The organism is Marichromatium bheemlicum (genome assembly GCF_012276755.1).
In the GTDB taxonomy this organism is placed as follows: Bacteria; Pseudomonadota; Gammaproteobacteria; order Chromatiales; family Chromatiaceae; genus Marichromatium; species Marichromatium bheemlicum.
The window spans coordinates 133854-155102 of record NZ_JAAXKX010000001.1; the positions used below are offsets into that span (position 1 = coordinate 133854).

Sequence of the window (21249 nt, forward strand, 5' to 3'; positions counted from 1 at the left end):
TGGTCACCGGCGCGTTCAGGGCAGTGGTGAGCGCAGCCCCTGGAGGAGGTCAAGATAGTCCGGCTCGTCGGGGCCGATCAAGCCATGCCGGATCAGGAAGTCGATGATGACAAGGTTGCAATTGAGCTTGAACTCGTCGCTATCGCGCACGATCTCCAGGACTTCATCGACCGGCATGCGATAAAAGGCCTGGACCTCGCCATCGGTGCAGCGGGGCACGAAGTCCTCTGGTAGCTCGAGATCATAGCAGTACATGACATCGGGCTTGAGGCCACGCTCGGAGTCGCGACAGTAGCTCACCGCGCCGACGGCCACCGCCCGATCGGCCAAGGCCGCGTCCATCCCGGCCTCCTCGGCACACTCCTTGCGAAGATTCTCGCGCAACCCCAGGGTATGCGGCAGGCCGCCACCGACGAGGTTATCGAGCCGGTTGGGGTAGACCCGGCGATCGGCAGCACGCCGCCCCACCCACATCTCCAGCCCGCGCACGGTCCGCACGAAACCATTGAGGTGCTGCCCGAAGGCGCGGATGCCAAAGAACGGCGCACTGGCGCGATCGACCACGCAACAGGCACGATCGCGCCCGGTCGGGGTCACCGGATAACGCTCACCATGGATATAGGGGATCTCACCGTGCGCCACCAGCGTCTCGACCACCTCGGCGAGCAGTGCCGAGCGGGCGGCGAAGTCGTGCGGTGCATTGATCCAGTGCACCGCCTGTGGCTCGACGCGGAACCAGCGTGGCCAGCGCGTCAGCGCCCGCGCTGCGGCATGGCGCAGGGTGCCGATCCGCACCCCGTCGAGCAGCCAGGGCACGAAGTCCTCCGGGTCCCAGCGATTACAGGCGAGGATCTTGTCGTACAGCCCCATCAATCGGTCTCCGTCGCGCGCGCCCAGCGGCACGCCAGGTGATGATTCAATCCCGTTCCTCCCGTTTGACCTGGATCCACAGTCGCTCCATCTCGTCGCGCCGCTCGGCGGTGGGCACCTGCCCGGCCTCGCGCAACCGCGCCTCGACCGCGCCGAAGCGCCGCTCGAAGCGCTGCCCGGCCTCGCGCAGCGCCTGCTCGGCGTCGACACCGAGGTGACGGGCGAGGTTGACGCAAGAAAACAGCAGATCGCCGACCTCGTGCACCCGTTCGGGGTCACCGGCCGGGCGCACCAGGGTCTCGCGACACTCCGCCAACTCCTCCTCGACCTTGGCGAAGACGCCATCGACGTCGTCCCAGTCGAAGCCGACCCGTGCCGCACGCCGCTGCAGCTTCTCGGCGCGCAGCAGCGCTGGCAACGCCCGCGCCACGCCATCGAGCGCCCCGGGCGGCGTCGCGCCCGCGCCCTTGGCGGCGCGCTCGGCGGCCTTCACCCGCTCCCAGTGCTCGCGCACCGCCGCGCCGTCGTCGAGCGCGGTGTCGGCGAAGACGTGCGGATGACGCCGCACCAGCTTCTCGCAGATCGCCTGCACCACCTCGGCGAAGGCGAAGCTACCGCGCTCCTCGGCCATGCGGGCGTGAAAGACCACCTGCAGCAGCAGGTCGCCGAGTTCGTCGCGCAGCTCCGGCATGTCGTCGCGCTCGATCGCGTCGGCGACCTCGTAGGCCTCCTCGAGGGTGAAGGGCAGGATGGTGGCGAAGGTCTGGGCCAGGTCCCAGGCACACCCGGCCTGCGGGTCACGCAGCCGGGCCATGATCGCGAGCAGATCATCGAGATCATAGCGCCGTGGTGCACTGGGATCGGAAGCGGTGATGGACATCAGAAGAACAACCCGAGCAACATGGAGAGCAAGATGCCCCAACCCCAGACCCGGTGGGAGAGTCCGATGAAGGTTGCGGGCGCGGCCGGCACGCCACGGCGCAGTCGCCCCCAGAGGTGGGGACCGGCGAGGAACCAGGGCAGGAAACCGAGCGTCATTGGCAGCGCGATCACGCCCGGCACCGGCGCCTGCAGCAGTAGCGACACCGCCGCCATCGGCCAGAGCACGAAATAGGCCGCGCTCACCCGTGCCTCGACGTCGTGGGCACGTACTCGCCACGCCAGTGCCAGCGCGACCAGCGCCCAGCCGGCGACGATGGCGATGATGATCAGACGCATCTCCCCTCCCCCTGCCAGACCCGGTTGACGACGACGCGGCCAGGCCGGTGTCACTGTGACCCGATGGTAGCGGATCGATCACACGAGGGTCCATCGACGAAAAAGATCGCGCCCAGGGGTTGACACCAGGTCCGGCGCGCTACAAAATAAGCGCCTCTTCGGTGTTCGATGTCGGCAACGACCTCCGCCGAAGCCGCTCAATCAGCCTGCAGGCATGCGAGGCTGGATAGAGCCTCCAAGGATGGAGCAAAATTTACGCGCCCGTAGCTCAGCTGGATAGAGTACCTGGCTACGAACCAGGTGGTCGGAGGTTCGAATCCTTCCGGGCGCGCCATACAAGACGCCTCAGCCCTCAGGGTCTGAGGCGTTGTTCATCGGCCTACCGCCGATGGGTCTGGCAACCCCAGGCCACAAAAGAGCAAGACATGCGCCCGTAGCTCAGCTGGATAGAGTACCTGGCTACGAACCAGGTGGTCGGAGGTTCGAATCCTTCCGGGCGCGCCATACCAAGCAACGCCCCAGGCCCTCGGGTCTGGGGCGTTTTGCGTTTCGGCCCCGACACCCCTCACCCACCCGGCTCCACCCGCCCCGCCCGCAGCAGCGGCTCGAGCTGCTCGGCGGGGAGCGGGCGGCAATAGTAATAGCCCTGGGCGACGGTGCAGTGGTGGGCAAGCAGGAAGCGGCGCTGGGCCTCGGTCTCGACACCCTCGGCGATCCGCGCCAGACCGAGGTTATCGCCGAGACCGATGATCGCCTTGAGGATGGCGGTCGCCTGATAGGGCAGCTCGGGGCGCTCGTCGATCTCGGCGAGGAAGGAGCGGTCGATCTTCAATGAGTTCACCGGCAACCGGTTGAGATAACTCAGCGAGGCATAGCCGGTACCGAAATCGTCGAGCGCGATCGAGAACCCGCGTTGACGCAGCTCGGTGACCGCGGCTACCGCCCGCTCGATCGAGCGCATCGCTGCACTCTCGGTGATCTCGAACTCGAGCATCTCCGGGGCGATGCCAAAGCCCTCGGCGGTATTGCCAAGCCGCTGCGCCAGACCGTCGAGAAAGAGTTCGTTGGCCGACAGATTGACCGCGATCGGGACCACGGGCACGCCCTGCGCCTGCCAGTCGAGGAGCTGACGACATGCGAGATCGAGCACGATGGGGCCGAGCTGGAGGATCAACCCGGTGGTCTCGGCCAGCGGGATGAAGCGCCCCGGCGGGATCAACCCCTGTTGTGGATGCTGCCAGCGCACCAGTGCCTCGAGGCTGAGGATGCGGCCATCGCGCAGGTCGACGCGGGGCTGGAAGTGGAGCAGGATCTCGTCGCGCTCGAGCGCCAGGCGCAGGTCTTGCTCGAGCTGGAACTGCTCGTGCAGGCGCTCGTTGGTCTCAGGGGTAAAGAAGCGATAGCTCCCCCGCCCCTCGGCCTTGGCCATGTGCAGCGCGGCATCGGCGTGACCGATCAGCTCATCGGCGCTCACCGCATCGTCGGGATACAGCGAGATGCCGGTCGAGGCACTGATCAGCACCGCGCGATCCTCGATCGCCACCGGCGGGGCGAGCACCTCCAGGATCTGTTTGACTAGCTCACTACAGGTCTCCGGGGTGGGCTGATCAGCGGTCAACCAGATGAAATTGTCGCCGCCGAAGCGCGCCAGTGTGTCATTACCGCCGAGGATCCCGAGCAACCGCTGCGCAACCTCGCGCAACACCTGATCACCGGCCTGGTGACCGAGCGAGTCGTTGATCAGCTTGAGATTGTCGAGGTCGATCGAGAGCAGCGCCAGGCTACGCGCCCCACGCCCCCCCTGGGTAAGCGCACGCTTGATGCGCTTGCGCATCAAGCGACGGTTGGCCAAACCGGTGAGCGGGTCGTAGTGCGAGAGGAAGGCGAGCTTGTCGGAGAGGGTCTTCTCGTCGCTGATATCGACTAAACCCCCATAGTAGCGACGCACCCCTGGATCACTCGGGTCGAGCTGACACTCGGTGGTGGCCCGCACCCAACGCAACGAACCGTCCTTGTGGCGCAACCGCAGCTCGCAGGTCGAGGTCTGGCCGGGTTCGAGATCGACGATGTTGTCGTCGAACAGCTCACCGTCCTCCTCGATCACCATGAAACGCCAGCTGCGCTGCGCCAGCACCTCATCGAGCGTATAGCCGGTGAGCGCGAGGATGGAATCGGTCATCCACTCGATCCAGAAACGACCGCCATCGTGACGCTGACTGGCATAGGCGACATCGGTCATCACCGAGGTGACCTGACGATAGCGCGTCTCGCTGAGCAGCAGATCATGCTGGATCTGCTGGCGGACCAAGAGGTTGACGATGGTCTCGCCGAAGAGCTGCAGCACCTGCCCCTCGTCGTCGCTCCATTCCCGTGGCTGGCGCGCGCTCTCCAGCCCCAGCGAACCGAACAACTGTCCATGGCTGGTCAGGGCCACGGCGAGCAGCGCTCGGGTGCCGCGCGCGCGCAACATCGCCCGTTCGAGATGGGCCTCGGGCGGCAACCGCTCGATGTCGGGGATCCCGATCGGTTGTTGACGATGAATCTGGGTCATGCGCCACGGCGTCTGCGCCAGCGGCGTGGCCTGGAGCAGCGGGCTGCTCGGCGCCACCCCCTCGGCACACCACTGGCGATACTGACGCAGGGTCTGGGACGAGGTGTCGAGCCGAAACAGGACACAACGGTCGGCCTGGAAGAAGCGCCCGATGCGCTCCAGCGCGCACTGGAGCAAGCCGTCGAGGGCATCCGGGGTCGCATGGAGGAACTGGGTCGAGAGTTCGGCGATCAGCCGTTGGAACTGTAGCTGATGACGCAACGCCTGCTGGATGCGCTCACGCTCGGTGATATCGGTGACCAACCCCTGGTAATAGAGGATGCGACCCAGGGCGTCGCGCTGGATGCTGGTGTCTTCCTCGACCCAGTGTACCGAGCCATCGGCCCAGCAGACACGATAGCGCTGATTGAAGGCCGGTCCCTCGACATCGAGGAAGCGATTGAACCCCCGCTCCAATCGGGGACGATCCTCGGGATGAACCAGGTCGACGAAGCGCAGCGTCCCCGCACGCATCTGGTCGAGCGGATACCCCCAGCGCCGGACGTTGTCCGAGGCATAGCGGATCGGCCACCCCGGCTCGGGGGCCCAGCGAAAGGCGACGATGTTGCTCGCATCGATGATCTCGGCGGCCGCGGTGAGCTTGGTGTTGGCCTCAATCAGGGCATCGCGCTGGGTGATCCGCTCGGTCTGGTCGACGATGTTGCAGATCAGCTCGAGCGCATCGGACCCCGGGATCGGCAGCCGGATCAGCACCAGATCGACGATCAGCACCGCACTGCCGCGACCGACCAGCTCGACCTCGCGGCAACTGGCCTTGCCGTCATCGAGCGCGCGGCGCAGCGCGGCGAGGAGGAAGGATTGGTGACGCGGGGTGGCCAAGCGCTCGAAACGGCGGTGTTCGAGCGTGAGCAGCCGGGCGGCTGCGGCATTGAACTCGCGGATCACCCCCTCAGGGGAGACCTGCAGCGCCGGCTGCGGCTGCTCGTGATAGAGGGCGCGAAAACGCTGCGAGGCGACCTCGTTGGCATGCTCGCTCTCGCGCAGCGCTTGCTGCTGCAGCTCGAGCTCGGCGTGATAGATGTGCAGCTCCTCGAGCAACGTGGTGATATCGAATTCACCATGGCCGAGCGCATCGAGGGCGCGACCGAAATCCCCGTCGCGCAGGATCTGTCTGGCACGATCACGCAGCGTCTGGCCTGACTCCGAGGGAGGTTGATTCATCGCTTCACCATGAATGACCGCAACACCATCCACCCGATCCCGCACCGGGTGAGACGACTCGCGGGGCAGCACACCGGCCTGCCTCAGGGGCGATCAGAGAGCCCGTCGAACACGACAACGAAGGGCGCGGGCATCCCGATCAAGGCATGAGTTTGGGCTGGCACTCCGGATCCCAAGCACCTGGCAAGCCAAGCGAGGCCCCGATCGTCGCCACCGTTCGCCCGGCTCAGCGCCCCGTCCCGAGCGCCCCCCAGCCGGACTCACCACGCCCGAAGCGCCAGCACCCGGCAGCGGTGAAACCGTCACCGTCCCAACGGCAGGGCGCGACCACGATCTCCTGGGAATCGGCCTCGATCCAGTTGAAGGCATTGGGCTCGCCCTTGTGGCGGGTGGAGATCGCGGTGCCGGCCTGGGCCACCACCACGCCCTCGGCGACCCCGGCATAGCCACGGTGCAGGTGGCCACCGAGGATCAGGTCGATGCGCGCGCGACGCAGCCCCACCAGGGTCCGGCGCGCGCGTCCGACCAACCCACGCCGCCGCAGCTCGGTGGAGAGCAGGAAGGGATGATGGGCGACGAGGAGACGCAACGCCGCGGGATCGGCGGCCGTGACCAGGCGTTCGATACGGGCGAGCTGGGCGCGATTGACGCGCCCGCGCGACCAGTCCGGGTGCGGCCCCCAGCGGCGCGCGGTGTTGATCCCGACGGCGATGTATCCACTCCCGACGTACTCGGGCTCGAGCGCGCGACCGAGCCCGGCGCGCCAGCGTCCCCAGGGATCGAGGAAGCGCAGCAGCGGACGCCAGCCGGGGAGGTCGTGATTGCCCGGGACGGCCAGCACCGGCGCCGACAACTGCGCGATGAAGTCGGCGGCAGCAGCGAACTCGGCAGGCCGGGCACGCTGGGTGAGGTCCCCGCTGAGGACGATCAGGTCCGGTCCCCGGGTCCGGAGTGCCGCGACCAGGGCCGTGGTGAGATCGGGCCGATCGCGCCCGAAGTGGAGATCGGAGAGATGGGCGATACGCATCCGCTCAATCCGCCACCGTGGGCGGCGGCACCAAGACCGCCACCGCGGCACGCTCCAGGGTGAAGCGCAGCGGCGCGCGTAGTCGCACCCGCTCACCGTCGCACATCACCGAGACGGCACGACGGCGCCCGACGCCGATCTCGGCGTGCGTGGCGGCGGTGGCGAGCACCGCGTCGTCGTGCTGCCAGCTGCCGAGCATCAGGCGCATCCCCAGGCGCATCAGCTCCAGGCCCGAGGCATCACGCACCGCATAAAGACCGAGCTTGCCGCCATCGAGTCGGGTACGGCTCGGCACCGGGCCGGGCTGGGTATCGATCAGGTTGGCGGTGACCACCAGCGCCCGCGCCCGCAACCGCTCACGGCGCTCTGCGGTCAGCAAGCGCAAACGCAGGTGGCGATAGCGCTGGATCAGCGACAGCCCACGCCACACCAACCTCGGCCACAACACCCAAGGACTATTGCCACGGGCACGTTCACGCTCGCGCCAGCGTGCCAGCAGCGAGCCGAAGCCGACCATGCAGGCACAGAGGAAGGGCTGGCCGTTGACCCGGCCGAGGTCGATGTGACGCACCTCGGCCTCGAGCAGCGCCGCGATCGCCGCCCCGGGGTCGAGCGGGATACCAAGATCGCGCGCCGTCCAGTTCATCGTGCCGCAGGGGATGATGCCGATCGGCAACGCCCGCCCGGCCAGCGCCTCGACCACCGCCAACACGGTGCCGTCGCCGCCGGCGACATAAACGGCGCGATAACTCGCCCCGGCAAAGGCACCCCGCAGCATCGCCTCGACCTGACCCGCCACCAGCGCCAGCTCGTCGACCTGCACACCCCGCGCGGACAACCGCTGGCGCAGGGTGATCACCGCCGCCAGCGCGGCGGCATTCCCCGAGGCTCGGTTAGCCACCACCAACACCCGGGCACCGGCGGGGACCACGGGATCGATGATCATGGACTGGGGCGGGGAGACGACGAGGGGCAAGGGAGTCACTCCTATGGATTGCAACACCGGGCGATCGTCCCGATACATGGGGACAGATTCAGGCAAGTGAAGCCCAACCGTCAAAACAACGGCTTGAACCGGACACGTTGCGCTTATACCCTATCGGCGCCATCGCGACCACGAGACACCCTGGCAGCACCCCCGAGGCGCCCCGCAACGAGCCTCCGCAAGCACACGCAACGCCACCACAGACGTCCCGACAGAGCGGCACGCGCCCCGAGGTGAGCCATGACCGAGCCGTCCGCCAAGGCCGCGAACCCAACACCCCATGTGCCCACCGCCATCAACAGGGTGGTCCCCATCCTCGCCGGCGGCGGCACCCGACTCCCGGCCCACGTCGGCGTCATCCAGGCCCTCAACGACCTCGACATCGGCTGCGAGCACATCGTCGGCGTCTCCGGCGGCAGTATCGTCGCCGGGCTGTTCGCCGCTGGCTGGTCGGCCGAGGCGATGAAGGAACTGGCGATCAGCGTCGACTTCCGCCAATTCCGCGACTTCAACCTCTACCAACTGCTGTTTCGTGGCGGTCTGTCATCCGGTGACGGCTTCGAGCGTTGGATGGACGAGATGCTCGAGGGCGCCCGTTTCCGCGATCTGTCGCGCGCCCTCCACGTCGTCGCCACCGACGTGCGCAATGGCTCGCCGGTGGTCTTCGACCACGCACACGACCCCGACATGCGCGTCTCTCAGGCGATCCGCTATTCGATGGGGATCCCGCTGCTGTTTGCCTATCGCGAGTACCGTCAGCACCTGATGATCGACGGCTGCATCCTCTCCGAGGACGCGCTGCGTCGCGATTGGGCCGGCGACGGCACCCCCAGCTGCTGCTTCCGGCTGCGTGCCAATGAGCAGAATGAACGCCCGGCGGAGCGCCGCCGGGTACCGCTGCCGGGCTATCTGCAGATGCTCATCCGCGCCTTCATGACCTCGCTCTCGCGCGAGTTCGTCCAGGATGCCTTCTGGAACACCACCGTAGTGATCGACACCGGCGAGATCTCGCCGCTGGAGTTCCGTCTCAGCCCCGAGACCAAGCTGGCGCTCTACCAGGCCGGCTACCACACCACCCTCGACATCCTACCGGTGAAGCTCGGCAAGCTCATCGCCCAGGGCAAGGTCGAGGCTGGCGGTTGACCCTGGCCCCCGCCCCTCGTCGCGGCGAGAATGCCGGTGACCGCAATCAGGAGGAGATCCATCCATGTCCATCGGACAACGTTCACTGCTGCTGTTCGGCGCCGTGCTGCTCGCCGGCTGCTCGGCCCCCGGGGAAGACGTCCGCATCACCCTGTGCAAGACCCTGGTGCTCACCCAGACCCAGGGCGCAGCCAGCGACTGGCAGATCGAGACCCGCCAGCCCGGCTCCTACCAGGACCTCGAGGTCAGGGTGCGCTTCACCACTGCCGGTGGCCAGCGCGCCGAGGCACAGTGCTTCTATCCCTACCGCGCGGTCGAAGACGATGCCCTGGCCCTGGCCGAACCGCTCTCGGTCTATGGCACGGCACCGACACGGATGCGCATCGACGGACGCGAGTTCTCACGCCAGGCGCTCGCCGAGGCGGTGAGTGAGGCAATGGGGACACAGGCGCGGGCGTGGATCGAGGGAATGCGCGAGGGGTTGGAGCAGGCCGCGCGTGAACTCGGCGGCCACTGACCTGCGGCCCCAGGGCTATCGCATCAAGGATCTCTAATATTATAAGATGCCAATATCTTTTGATATCAGTCTATTGTCGCCATCGTGCATCGAAACTCCGTCCTTATTCCCACGAAAGATCTCGGACTGTGCAAGACAAGATCCGCAACTGGAGCGAGGCTTCGTCTTGATCATGGCGCCAAGAAGCGAGCCCTCGGCGAAACCTCGTCTTAAGCAACGAGTGCAGAACCCCCTATCGCTTTGAATTATATCTAATATTAGCGTAATCGAATATTAGGAGTGCTTGATGCGATAGCCCTGCCTGCGGCCCCGGCCGATGCCGGGGCCGCAGGAGCGAGGTCAGCGCGAGATGTGCGAGCGCGTCATCAGCTTGAAGATCTTCCAGTTGATGACCAGGAAGCGCACCACCTGCCAGATCAGCGAGGCCCGCATGTAACGGGTGAAGCCGGTGGGGATCGGCGCGTAGTACTCCTGCTGATAGGGCTCTTTGTTCTTGATCGGCATGACGGTCTCTCTAGTTGGGGGATCAGGGGCGGCATGCGCCCCGACATGGCAACAACGCGTGGCCAGGGAGGCGGACCACTCAGTCCGGCAGCACCGACCAGCCGGGACGCAGCTTGGCCTGGTAGATGAAGACGTGGTGCAGCAGATACTTCATCCAGTGCCCGGCCAGGCCGACCTCGCCGAAGGTCAGATTCATGTCGCGGCCATACTGCGGGTAGCGCTCGTAATCGGGCACCACCGGGAAGACCGTCATCGTCGCCGCGCTACCGGTGAGCAAGCCGGAGCCGGTCGAGGCCACGCAAGCGGCCCCCATCTCGGCCATCGAGGCGGTGTGGGTCGGCTTCTCGGCACCATTGAGCATATCGCGGATACTGGTCGCCACCGCCTTGCCCATGGTCGCCGAGGGCATACCGGTCCGCGGCGGGGTGGGACTGATCGGGGTGCCGTTGGCGCTCTTCATCGGCTTGCTGATCGGGTGCGGCGGAGCGAAGGCGATACCCACCGAGAACAGATTGGGATAGGTCGGATTCTGGTAGGTCTTGGGCCAATCCTCGGTATGCCAGTCCTCGAACGCCTTGGGGGTGTAGTCGGCATCGACCTTCATGAAGCCGTTGGGGGCGAACAGGGTGCTGGTGATGTCCTCGCCGGCCTTGTCGAAGGCCTTGAGCAGGGCCCCGGCGAAGGGCGGGATGAGCATCGCGAAGTCGAACGGTAGCTCGCCATAGCTGCCATCGAGCAGCTCGTAGTAGATCACCTTGGGCTCGACCTTGTAGACGTGGGCACGGGTGATCCACTCCACCCCGCGCTCGGCCATCAACGACTCGGCGAAGGTCTTGCCGTTGGTGACATAACCGCCGCGGGTGATGTGCACCCCACCCATGCCGAAGTCGCCGAGTTCGTACTCGTTGCTGATCCACACCAGCCGTCCGAGCGCGCGCACCCCGGCATCGCGCAGGCATTGGTCGATGTTGTAGATGTACTCGAAGGCCGCGCCCTGACAGGTGCACATGCCATGTCCAGTGCCGACCACGAAGGTCCGGCGCTCACCCTGCTTCATCGCCGCAATCGCCGCCTGGAGCTGGGCATTGGCCTCGAGTGCGTGGCTCGCGGTGCACACCGACATGGTGTAACCGTCCTCCGGACCGAGCCCCGGGGTGGCGCCGAAGTTGAGCCTAGGACCGGTCGCATTGACGAGGAAGTCGTAATCGACGGTCTCGGTCTGACCGAGGCGAGCAGAGTCGGTGTACTCGATGGTGACATAGGGGCGCTCCCCCCCCTCCCCGCCCTCGGGGTGGATCGAGAGCGCGCGCGCCTGGCGGAAGTCGACGCCGAGCTTCTTGTAGACCGGGGCCAGCTCGAAGGTGACCTGTCGTTCGGTCATCTCACCGATCCCGACCCAGATGTTGGAGGGGATCCAGTTCCACTTGGCGTTGGGCGAGACCACCACCACCTGGTGTTTTCCCTTGACCCACTTGCCGAGATATCTGGCAACCGAGTGCCCAGAAATCCCTGCCCCGAGAATGACGATACGCGCCATGTGCAAACTCCAGAATGCATGACCAGGGGCGGATCGGCCAGGCCCGTGACCGTGGCGCATGGCAGGGGGCCATGCGCATGCGCCCGCCCCGCTACGGGGGATCACTGGCAATACGCCCTGCCGTCCCTGCCGCGCCCCGACACGATCATGCCGAGCACCCTCAAGCCGTTGATGAGAAAGGGTCGACGCCCCACATGGACGACACCCAACGCCGCATCCGCTCGCCCTGGACCGGCGATCGGCATCCCAGGAGAAAAACCAGAAGTGGTGCTGGATGTCAAATCTCGTTGACGCAGCGAGCGGCACGGCGTTATGGCCGCGCCTCGCCGCACTCAGTGAGACCGACTCGGTTCGAGAATGTTGCGCAGGGGCTCGGGACGGCCGATGAAATAGCCCTGCATGAGATCGATGCCGATCTCCTCGAGCAGCGCCAGGGTGGCGTCGTTCTCGACGTGTTCGGCGATGGTGCGCTTGCCGAGGATCTTGCCGATGTCGTTGATCGAGCGGATCAGCGCGAGGTTGGCCGAATCGGTGGCGATCCCCTGGACGAACTCGCCGTCGATCTTGAGGAAATCGACCTCGAGGTCGCGCAGATAGAGATAGGAGGCGTAGCCACTGCCGAAGTCGTCGAGGGCGAAGCAGCAACCGAGCGACTTCAGGCCGGCGATGAAACGGCGCGCCGCCTGTAGATCGGAGATGGCCACGGTCTCGGTGACCTCGAAACAGATCTTGCCCGGCGCGGTGGCGAAGTGGCGTAGTTGTTCGATCACATAGTCGAGGAAACCGCGACTACCGAGCGAGTGGCCGGAGAGGTTGATGGTGACGTAGCCAAAGCGGTCGAAGCGCTCGGCATGCTCGGCGAGCGTCTGCAGGACCGAGCGCACCACCCAGCGATCGAGCTTCACCGACAGGCCATAGCGCTCGGCGATCGGCAGGAACTGCCCCGGCGGGATCAGATCACCGTCCTCCCCCTTGAGTCGCAGCAGGATCTCGTAGTTGATCGGCTCGGCGGCGGCCTGCGGCGCCCTGGCGTTGGCCACGATCGGCTGCGAGAACAGCTCCAGGCGATCTTCCTCGAGGGCTCGCACCAGCTGCGACAGCGCCTGTGCCTCATGGCTACGGCGCTTGAGCTTGCCATCGTGCTCACGATAAAGATGGATGTTGCCGCCACCGACCTCCTGGGTCGAGAGACAGGCCGAATAGGCCTTGCGCAGCAGCTGCTCACCCGAGTCGCCATCATGATACTCGGCCACCCCGACGCTGAGGCTGATCACGAAGCGGTAGCCACGAAAGCTGAATTGGAAGTCGTCGACCGCATCGCACAACGACTCGGCCAGGTGCTCGACACGCTCGGCGCCGGCGCCCTCGACGAGGATGGCGAACTCATCGTTGCCGAGCCGACCGAGCAGGGTGGCGGCGGCGAAGTGCTCACGCAGCAGCCCGGCAAGCAGCCGGATCAGCTGATCGCCGGCGGCCTGGCCGGCGGCATCGTTGATCACCCGGAAGCGATCGATGTCGATGTGCAGCAGCGCTCGCCCGCCGCCGGTCGCCGCCGGCTGGGCAAGCAGCCGCGCCAGCTCCGACTCGAAGGCGGCACGATTGAGCAAACCGGTGAGGGGGTCTCGGCGCGCCAGATGGTCGCGCAGCTGCGACTCGCGCGCCAGCGCCGACTCGGCCGCCGAGCGCCGCCGGCGTTCGGCATCGAGGCTAGCGTCACAGTGATTAAGCGCCCGGGTGCGCGCGGCGATGGTGTCACGCTGACCACGCACCAACCGACCGTGCTCGAGCATCTGCACCAGTACGTCGCAGACGAGCTGCAACAGGCGTTCGTGCCAGCACGAATAACGCCCGCTGGTCGGATGCCCGACCACCAACACGCCATGCACCCGCGTCGATCCGGTCAATGGCGCGGCCAGCAAGGAGGCATGCGTCTCGTCACTGCCGCCCTGGATCATCCGTGTGGCGCACGCCCGCGCCGCGAGCGCGGCGAGCCCCGCCGAGGGTGATCCAGGGTGCTCGAGATCGCGCCGGACGTGGGCCAGGCACTCGAGCGCCGGATCACGCTGGAGATAGAGGGCACAGCACTCGAGATCGCGATGGCCGATACAGGTGTGGGCAGCGTGGGTGCAGAGCTCGCGCTCGCTCAATACCGTGGCCTCCGGGACCACCAGCGTACGCAGCATGCTCAGGGACTCGATCAGGGAGATAATGCCGGAGTCCCCGCCGGCGTCCATTGCACTCGGTTGGAAGATATCCATGTCGACCTCTAGCTGAATGCATCCGCCATCTCGCACAGATGCCCGATCCGGGCGCACCAACGCAAAGCGGTCCGCCGCCATTCCTCGGCCTCGATCCCCAGCGCCGCGGGGGGTGTCAGATCGAGTTGCTGCGCCGCCTCGGGGTCACGTTCGGCACGTGCCGCGAAGCGCTCGGCGAAGCCCACCAGGCACACCAGCCGCCAGTGCGCGCCGGCATAGTCCGGGGCACAGTGGCGCCCCATCGCCACGGCCAGCTCCGGCGGCAACCGCCAGGCACGCGCCAGCTCGGCCCCGGCCTGGCAATGATCCATCCCCAGGCGCAACCGGGTGAGTTCCCGCACCCCGACCTCGCACTCGGCAGCGGCCTCCGTAAACACCTCATCCATCGTCTGCGGCGCCAGGTGCACCAGCACCAGCACCCCCAGGTTGTGCAACAACCCGGCGAGATAGACCCCGGCCAGGGTCTCCTCGCGACCGCTCACCGCCTTGGCCGCCAGCGCCTCGGCGAGCGTCGCGGTGAGCATCGCACGACGCCAATAACTTCCCGGATCGAAACCTGGGCAGCGATCGCGCTCAAAGGGCGCGCTCAACAACAGGCTGATACTGAGGTCACGAACCAATCGCAACCCCAGCACCCGGATCACCGCGTCGCTGAGGTCTCGCGCCGGAATAGGACCGGCGAAGAAGGCCGAGCGGGCGATACCGAGCAATCGCGCCGCAAGCGCTGGACTCTGCTCGATCAACTCCAGCAGATGATTGACATCAAGCTCGGGGTCCACCAGCTCGGCTAACAGCACCTGCGCCTGTTCGGGCAGTGGCGGCAGGGACTGCAGGTCACGGATCAACGCGCCAAGTCGGGCGGGCGGCGAGTTCGGTAGGGATGCAGCAGTGGGGACTTCAGTCACTCGATACTCGCGACATGCCCCGAGGTGACCACCGATTCAGGTGGCTGCACCGAGGGCAACAGAAACTCGGGCCAGCAATCAACTTTACACGCGATCTCATTCGCGTGCAGGACTCAGATCGCAAAATCCCATTTCTTCTTAGCAATCGCTGGCTATCCTTGGGACGGCATGCCCAGCCACCGCAGCACCGATGTCCCATTCATAGGGAGGATCACCGATGCAACAGGAACAGCGAATCAACGCCCTGCTCTCGACCCTGTTCCGCTTCACCGAGAAGCTGGTACTCACCGGCGTCGGCGCCCTGGCGCTGATGGGAATCCTACAGCTGGTGTGGAGCATCGCCGCGCATCGCGAGGTCCGTCTCGAGGACCTGCTGCTGATGTTCATCTATATCGAGATCATGGCAATGACCCATGTCTATTTCGTGCGCCATGCCGTGCCCTTCACCTATCCGATGTTCATTGCAGTGACCGCGCTGTCGCGGCTGATCGTGCTCCAGGGCAAGAACATCGCCCCCGAGAACTTGCTCTACGAGGGCGGCGCCATCCTGCTGGTGAGCATCGCCATCCTCATCGTGCGCTACAGTCAACGCTACAGCATCGACGCGGCCACCGAACCACCGCACCACGACCCACCCGAGCAGCGTTGAACCATCGCCTTGAGGCGGCCTAGCGCGTAAACTTGCGCCCCGGCCGCCAGCCGCGCGGCCTGCTTCAACCCAGGAGAGACCAAGACATGCCAAGCGCCCCGAGCCGTTCGCTCGAGACCTTTCCCAACCCCCAGCCCGAGCGTGACTACACCATCCGCATCCGCGTGCCCGAGTTCACCTGTCTGTGCCCCAAGACCGGCCAGCCGGACTTCGCCGAGCTCACCCTCGAGTACATCCCCGAGACGCGCTGCGTCGAACTCAAGGCGCTGAAGAACTACGTCTGGTCCTATCGCGACGAGGGCGCCTTCCACGAGGCGGTGACCAACCGCATCCTCGGCGATCTGGTGACCGCCACTGAACCGCGCTTCATGCGCCTGACCGCCGAGTTCAACGTGCGCGGCGGCATCTACACCACGGTGGTCGCCGAGCATCGCGCCGCCGACTGGCAGCCCCAGCCCCAGGTGCAGCTGCCCTGAGGCCGATGCGCGGGAGAGCAGCCTTCATCGGGCTCGACCTCGGCACCTCCGGGTGCCGGGCGGTAGCGATCGACGCCGCCGCAGCACCGCTTGCCGAGGCCCGTAGCGCACTCCCCGACTCGACCCGACCGGCCCCCGGCCGGGTCGAACAGCATCCCGAGGATTGGTGGCAGACGCTCACCGAGGTGCTGCGCACACTGGTTGCCGCCCTCCCCGATCACCGCCCGGCGGCACTCGCCGTGGCCGCCACCTCCCCCACCCTGTTGCTCGCCGATGCCGCCGGCGACCCGCTCGGCCCGGCACTGATGTATGACGACCAGAGCGCCCACCAGGCCGGTGCACGTATCGCCGCCCGCGCGCCGACCAACAGCGTCGCGCGTGGTCCCGGCTCGGGTCTCGCCAAGCTGCTCGCACTCCATGACCGACTCGCCCCCACAGGCCCGTACTGGGCGCTGCACCAGGCCGACTGGGTCACCGCCCGATTCACCGGCACCCTCGCCACCAGCGACTGGCACAACGCCCTCAAGCTCGGTCACGACCCCGAACAGGCGCGCTGGCCCGAGTGGGTCGGCGCACTGCTCCCGCCCGGTGTGCGGCTGCCTCAGGTGCTCGCCCCTGGCGCCGTGATCGCACCGCTCGCCCCGGCGGCGGCCGCCGCCACCGGACTGCCCCCGACCACCCAGGTGGTCGCCGGCACCACCGACAGCACCGCCGCGGCGCTCGCCGCCGGACTCGCGCGACCGGGCGAGGCGCTCACCAGCCTCGGCACCACCCTGGTGGTCAAGGTGGTCTCGCCACACCGCATCGAGGCCCCGGAGCATGGCGTCTACAGCCATCGCTACGGTGCGCACTGGCTGGTCGGCGGCGGCTCCAACAGCGGCGCCGGGGTGCTGCGCCGCGAGTTCGACGACGCCACCCTCGCTACCCTCAGCGCGCGCATCGACCCCGAGCACGACTCCGGGCTCGACTACTATCCGCTGCCGGGGATCGGTGAGCGCTTCCCGCGCCCCGATCCACATCTCGCGCCCCGACTCGAACCGCACCCCGGCGACCCGGTGCACCGCCTCCATGGGCTGCTCGAGGGCATCGCCCGAATCGAGGCCGAGGGCTATGCCCGACTCGCCGAACTCGGCGCCCCAACTCCACAAAAGGTGCTCAGCATCGGCGGTGGCGCGCGCAATCCGACCTGGACACGACTCCGCGCACGCCTGCTCGGCTGCTCAGTGCTCCGCGCCCCGCACCAGGAGGCGGCGCTCGGGGCCGCACTGCTCGCTCGCGGCGCCGGCGTCGACACCTGAAGGCAGGCGTCGCACACACGTCGCACGGCCTTGCGACGGACTGCTAACATGCAACGATTCGTGGCCGAAGACGGCCCGACCACCCGGCTTTCTCTCACTCAGACCCAAGAAGGAGCTTCCCGCCGTGACCTTCGATTCGAACCTGCACGACCTGCGTATTGGCATCATCGGACTGGGTTACGTCGGCCTGCCGCTGGCCGTCGAGTTCGGCAAGCGCTACGACACCCTCGGCTTCGACATCGCCGCGGCACGCATCGCCGAGCTGCGCGCCGGGCGCGACAGCTCGCTCGAGGTCGAGCCCGAGGAGCTGCGCGCGGTGACGCGACTGAGCTACACCGAACAGGCCGCCGACCTGGCCGAGTGCCGGGTGCTGGTGGTCACCGTGCCGACCCCGATCAACGAGCACAAGCAGCCCGACCTCGGCCCGCTGGAATCGGCCAGCCGCGCCATCGGCGAGATCATCCGCCCCGGCACCGTGGTGGTCTACGAGTCGACCGTCTACCCCGGCGCCACCGAGGAGGTGTGCGTACCGATCATCGAGCAGATCTCGGGGCTGACCTACAACCAAGACTTCTTCGCCGGCTACAGCCCCGAGCGCATCAACCCCGGCGACAAGGAACATCGGCTGCCGACGATCAAGAAGGTGACCTCGGGCTCGACCCCCGAGGTGGCCGACTTCGTCGATGCGCTCTACGCCTCGATCATCACCGCCGGCACCCATCGCGCCAGCAGCATTCGCGTGGCCGAGGCGGCCAAGGTCATCGAGAACACCCAGCGCGACCTCAACATCGCGCTGATCAACGAACTGGCACTGATCTTCGGCAAGCTCGGCATCGACACCCAGGAGGTGCTCGAGGCGGCCGGCAGCAAGTGGAACTTCCTGCCCTTCCGCCCCGGTCTGGTCGGCGGTCACTGCATCGGCGTCGACCCCTACTATCTCACCCACAAGGCGCAGCAGATCGGCCACAACCCCGAGATCATCCTCGCCGGGCGGCGGCTCAACGACAGCATGGGCGCCTATGTCGCCGGTCAGGTGATCAAGCTGATGGCGCGACGCGGCGGACTCGGCGAGGCGCCGCGGGCGCTGGTGCTGGGGCTGACCTTCAAGGAGAATTGCCCCGACCTGCGCAACACCCGGGTGGTCGACATCCTCGCCGAGCTGGCCGACTATGGCATCGCCTGCGACGTCCACGACCCCTGGGCCGACAGTGCCGCGGCCGCGGCCGAGTATGGCATCACCCTGGTCGAGGAGCCGGCCGCAGGCACCTACGACGCCGTGGTGCTCGCCGTCGCCCATCGCCAGTACGCCGCGCTCGGGGCCGAGCGCATCCGCGCCTACGGCAAGCCCGGAGCGGTGCTCTACGACGTCAAGCAGCTGCTGCCGCGCGACCAGGTCGACGGCCGCCTCTGAACCAGCCCGCCGCCGTACCCGGCGGGCAGCCCTGATCACACCAGGCACGCCCGTAGCGGCGCGCCCCGGAGCGAGACACCTATGAAAGTCATGGTCACCGGCAGCGCCGGTTTCATCGGCTCGGCCCTGTCGCTGCGTCTGCTCGAGCGCGGCGACGAGGTGATCGGCGTCGACAACCTCAACGACTACTACGACGTCAACCTCAAGCGCGCCCGACTGGCGCGCACCCAGGACCATCCGCGCTTCCACGACCTGCGCATCGACATCGAGGACGGCGCGGCGCTCCATGCCGCCTTCGCCGAGCATCGCCCCGACCGGGTGGTCAACCTCGCCGCCCAGGCCGGGGTGCGCTACTCGATCGAGAACCCGATGGCCTACGTCAACACCAACCTCGTCGGCTTCGCCAACATCCTCGAGGGCTGTCGCCATCACGGCGTCGAACACCTGGTCTACGCCTCGAGCAGCTCGGTCTACGGCGCCAACACCGAGATGCCCTTCTCGGTGCATCACAACGTCGACCACCCGGTCAGCCTCTACGCGGCGAGCAAGAAGGCCAACGAGCTGATGGCCCACACCTACAGCCATCTCTACCGGCTGCCGACCACCGGGCTGCGCTTCTTCACCGTCTACGGTCCCTGGGGCCGGCCCGACATGGCGCTGTTCAAGTTCACCCGCGCGATCCTCGCCGGCGAGCCGATCGACGTCTTCAACTACGGCAAGCACCGTCGCGACTTCACCTTCATCGACGACATCGTCGAAGGCGTGATCCGGGTGCTCGACCGCGTCCCCGAGGGCAACCCCGAGTGGCACGGCGCGGCCCCCGACGCCGCCTCCAGTGCCGCGCCCTACCGCCTCTACAACATCGGCAACAACAACCCGGTGGAACTGATGGAGTACATCGCGGTACTCGAACGCTGTCTCGGGCGCGAGGCCGAGAAGAACCTGCTGCCGCTGCAGCCCGGCGACGTGCCCGACACCTATGCCGACGTCGCCGATCTAGTGCGCGATACCGGCTACCAGCCGAACACCTCGGTGGCCGACGGCGTGGCGCGCTTCGTCGACTGGTATCGCGACTTCTATCAGGTGTGAGCGAGGCGTCGGCCCGCGCCGAGGGCGGGCCGGAGGGGAAGACGCCGGGCGGAGACGCCCGGCGTCGACGGTTCAGATGCCGGCGCGCGCCTCGGCGAGCCCGAACACCGTCTCGAGCCGCGCGAGCAGATTGCGCAGCTGCAGCGCGAACAGCGCGAACTCAGCCTCGAAGCGCACCGCCGGGTCCTCGATCTCGTCGTCGAGGGTGTCGAGCAGCTCCTCGGCCATGCGCAGACGCTTCAGCGACAGATCGTCGGCGAGGGTGAAGCTGAAGCGCTCGTCCCAGGTCAGCGCGAGCTTGACCGCGCGCTTGCCGGCACGCAGATGGGCAAGCACCTCGTCACTGCTGAGATCGCCGCCGCTGATCCGCACCACCCCGCTCTTCTCCTCGGCGTCGCGCAGCTCGCAGGCGTCACCAGCGACAAAGTCGGCCGGGGCGCTGTCCTCGAGCAGCCAGCGCGAGAGCACCTCAGCAGGGTGCTCGGCCGGCGCCGGCAGCAACGCCGGCAGGCTACCCAGGGTCTCGCGCAGCAGCGAGACGACCTCCTCGGCCTGCTTCTCGCTGGCCGCGTCGATCACCATCCAGCCGCTCTCAGTGTCGATATAGGCGCGGGTGCGACGCGAGCGGGTGAAGGCACGCGGCAGCATCTCGTCGACGATCTGCTCGCGCAGCCGGCGCCGCTCGGTGCGCCCGACCTCGCGCGACTCACCGGCCTCGATCTCGCCGATACGCTCCTCCAGCGCCTCCTTCACCGCCGCCGTCGGCAGCAGACGCTCCTGCTTGCGCGCACAGATCAACAGGCAGCCCTCGAGGGGATGGACCAGGGCACCGCCGTCATCGCCGAGCGGCGCGCTCCAGCCCATGGTCGCGGTCTCCAGCGGACCACAGGGGCGGAACCTGCGCCCGTCGAGCTGGGTCTCCAACTCCTGCCCGTCGATGGTCACGGGCTGCTCGAGACGATAGAGTCTGGCGTTCTTGAACATAGGCCTCCCCGGCAAAAAGCGCTGAATTATGCCCGACACGGGAGGAACCGCAAGGACACAGGGCCAGCGACCAACGAGATTGTTGAACCACAAAAGGACACGGGACCAGCAAGATTGTTGAACCACAAAGACGCGAAGGGCCCCAAGGGATTCGCTGTTCAGAACCCCGGTGTCGCCGTGACGGTCCGCTGGTGACTGGTCGCATCGTAGGTTAAGTTACCCGCCGATGCGCTGCCCCAGCGCTGGGGCGATGGCCGTTGACTCGGTGGGTCGCCCAATACCCACGCGGACCTTATCTCAGGGATCGACGCCGATCCCGAGACCTTGACGCAGAGGTTGGGTTGCCGCGGCACGCGACTAACCAGCCCCCTCGCTGGAGGCTTGTCTTCTCTTCGCGCCCTTCGCGCCTTGGCGGTTCAATCTCCCCGGCTGGCGACTGGCGACTGGCGACTGGCGACTGGCGGCTGGAAAAGCGACCGCCCCGGCTTTACGGTAGAATCACACCTCGACACCAGGACTTTGTCTCATCGTCCAGACACCGCCTCGACGAACATCCGACACCGCCCGATCGCCACTCCACCGCATCGCCTCCTGCCATTGCGCCCA

General features: G+C 67.0%; 18 protein-coding genes and 2 tRNA genes. 9 read left to right on the forward strand and 11 right to left on the reverse strand.

Going from position 1 to position 21249, the window contains the following annotated elements; translation table 11 throughout:
• Window positions 1-15: 15 nt before the first annotated feature.
• The 3 genes from HF203_RS00585 to HF203_RS00595 are packed head-to-tail and all read right to left on the reverse strand — an operon-like array spanning window position 16 to window position 2088.
• Window positions 16-870: a DUF4743 domain-containing protein gene (locus HF203_RS00585; RefSeq protein WP_168665540.1), complete on the reverse strand. Its 855-nt coding sequence runs from the start codon at window positions 868-870 to the stop codon at window positions 16-18.
• A gap of 46 nt (window positions 871-916) precedes the next feature.
• Window positions 917-1750 carry a nucleoside triphosphate pyrophosphohydrolase gene (mazG, locus tag HF203_RS00590; RefSeq protein WP_168665542.1) on the reverse strand — a complete coding sequence of 278 codons (834 nt, stop codon included), beginning with the start codon at window positions 1748-1750 and terminating at the stop codon, window positions 917-919.
• On the reverse strand, window positions 1750-2088 hold the full coding sequence (locus tag HF203_RS00595) for a hypothetical protein (RefSeq protein WP_168665544.1): 339 nt from the start codon (window positions 2086-2088) through the stop codon (window positions 1750-1752). The genes mazG and HF203_RS00595 overlap by 1 nt, the downstream gene beginning before the upstream one ends.
• Window positions 2089-2345: 257 nt before the next feature.
• Here HF203_RS00595 and HF203_RS00600 point away from each other — a divergent pair.
• Both HF203_RS00600 and HF203_RS00605 read left to right on the forward strand, forming a co-directional pair.
• Window positions 2346-2422, forward strand: a tRNA-Arg gene (locus HF203_RS00600).
• A gap of 93 nt (window positions 2423-2515) precedes the next feature.
• Window positions 2516-2592: transfer RNA gene (locus tag HF203_RS00605), tRNA-Arg, on the forward strand.
• 61 nt (window positions 2593-2653) lie between these two features.
• Here the strand turns inward: HF203_RS00605 and HF203_RS00610 are convergent.
• From HF203_RS00610 to HF203_RS00620, 3 genes are all read right to left on the reverse strand, one after another.
• A complete protein-coding gene (locus HF203_RS00610; protein WP_168665546.1) occupies window positions 2654-5860 on the reverse strand; it encodes a sensor domain-containing protein in 3207 nt (1068 codons plus the stop codon).
• Window positions 5861-6086: 226 nt separating this feature from the next.
• A complete protein-coding gene (locus HF203_RS00615; protein WP_168665548.1) occupies window positions 6087-6887 on the reverse strand; it encodes a metallophosphoesterase family protein in 801 nt (266 codons plus the stop codon).
• A 4-nt stretch (window positions 6888-6891) separates the two neighbouring features.
• Window positions 6892-7863: a diacylglycerol/lipid kinase family protein gene (locus HF203_RS00620; protein ID WP_168665550.1), complete on the reverse strand. Its 972-nt coding sequence runs from the start codon at window positions 7861-7863 to the stop codon at window positions 6892-6894.
• Between the two features lie 249 nt (window positions 7864-8112).
• Here HF203_RS00620 and HF203_RS00625 point away from each other — a divergent pair, with 249 nt between their 5' ends.
• Together HF203_RS00625 and HF203_RS00630 are read left to right on the forward strand one after the other, a co-directional pair.
• On the forward strand, window positions 8113-9015 hold the full coding sequence (locus tag HF203_RS00625) for a patatin-like phospholipase family protein (protein ID WP_168665552.1): 903 nt from the start codon (window positions 8113-8115) through the stop codon (window positions 9013-9015).
• A 64-nt stretch (window positions 9016-9079) separates the two neighbouring features.
• Window positions 9080-9532: a hypothetical protein gene (locus HF203_RS00630; RefSeq protein WP_168665554.1), complete on the forward strand. Its 453-nt coding sequence runs from the start codon at window positions 9080-9082 to the stop codon at window positions 9530-9532.
• 339 nt (window positions 9533-9871) lie between these two features.
• Here HF203_RS00630 and HF203_RS00635 read toward each other — a convergent pair whose 3' ends face one another.
• The 4 genes from HF203_RS00635 to HF203_RS00650 all read right to left on the reverse strand — a co-directional run bounded on the left by HF203_RS00635 (window position 9872) and on the right by HF203_RS00650 (window position 14736).
• Window positions 9872-10036: a hypothetical protein gene (locus HF203_RS00635; protein ID WP_168665556.1), complete on the reverse strand. Its 165-nt coding sequence runs from the start codon at window positions 10034-10036 to the stop codon at window positions 9872-9874.
• Window positions 10037-10115: 79 nt separating this feature from the next.
• On the reverse strand, window positions 10116-11573 hold the full coding sequence (locus HF203_RS00640; RefSeq protein WP_168665558.1) for an NAD(P)/FAD-dependent oxidoreductase: 1458 nt from the start codon (window positions 11571-11573) through the stop codon (window positions 10116-10118).
• 332 nt (window positions 11574-11905) lie between these two features.
• Entirely contained in the window at window positions 11906-13831 is a 1926-nt protein-coding gene (locus HF203_RS00645) for a putative bifunctional diguanylate cyclase/phosphodiesterase (protein WP_168665560.1), read from the reverse strand.
• Window positions 13832-13839: 8 nt separating this feature from the next.
• A complete protein-coding gene (locus tag HF203_RS00650) occupies window positions 13840-14736 on the reverse strand; it encodes an HDOD domain-containing protein (protein WP_168665562.1) in 897 nt (298 codons plus the stop codon).
• Window positions 14737-14953: 217 nt separating this feature from the next.
• Between HF203_RS00650 and HF203_RS00655 the strand changes: the two genes are divergently transcribed.
• The 5 genes from HF203_RS00655 to HF203_RS00675 all read left to right on the forward strand — a co-directional run bounded on the left by HF203_RS00655 (window position 14954) and on the right by HF203_RS00675 (window position 19659).
• Window positions 14954-15385: a phosphate-starvation-inducible protein PsiE gene (locus HF203_RS00655; protein WP_168665564.1), complete on the forward strand. Its 432-nt coding sequence runs from the start codon at window positions 14954-14956 to the stop codon at window positions 15383-15385.
• Window positions 15386-15471: 86 nt separating this feature from the next.
• Window positions 15472-15861, forward strand: coding sequence for a preQ(1) synthase (gene queF / locus HF203_RS00660; RefSeq protein WP_168665566.1), 390 nt, complete (start codon window positions 15472-15474; stop codon window positions 15859-15861).
• Window positions 15862-15866: 5 nt separating this feature from the next.
• Window positions 15867-17159 carry an FGGY-family carbohydrate kinase gene (locus HF203_RS00665; RefSeq protein WP_168665568.1) on the forward strand — a complete coding sequence of 431 codons (1293 nt, stop codon included), beginning with the start codon at window positions 15867-15869 and terminating at the stop codon, window positions 17157-17159.
• A gap of 124 nt (window positions 17160-17283) precedes the next feature.
• Window positions 17284-18570 (forward strand): Vi polysaccharide biosynthesis UDP-N-acetylglucosamine C-6 dehydrogenase TviB, encoded by a 1287-nt coding sequence (gene tviB, locus HF203_RS00670; protein WP_168665570.1) that lies wholly within the window; start codon window positions 17284-17286, stop codon window positions 18568-18570.
• Window positions 18571-18651: 81 nt separating this feature from the next.
• Window positions 18652-19659 (forward strand): NAD-dependent epimerase, encoded by a 1008-nt coding sequence (locus tag HF203_RS00675; protein ID WP_168665572.1) that lies wholly within the window; start codon window positions 18652-18654, stop codon window positions 19657-19659.
• A 72-nt stretch (window positions 19660-19731) separates the two neighbouring features.
• Here HF203_RS00675 and HF203_RS00680 read toward each other — a convergent pair whose 3' ends face one another.
• Window positions 19732-20643 (reverse strand): recombination-associated protein RdgC, encoded by a 912-nt coding sequence (locus tag HF203_RS00680; protein ID WP_168665574.1) that lies wholly within the window; start codon window positions 20641-20643, stop codon window positions 19732-19734.
• Window positions 20644-21249 lie beyond the last annotated feature (606 nt).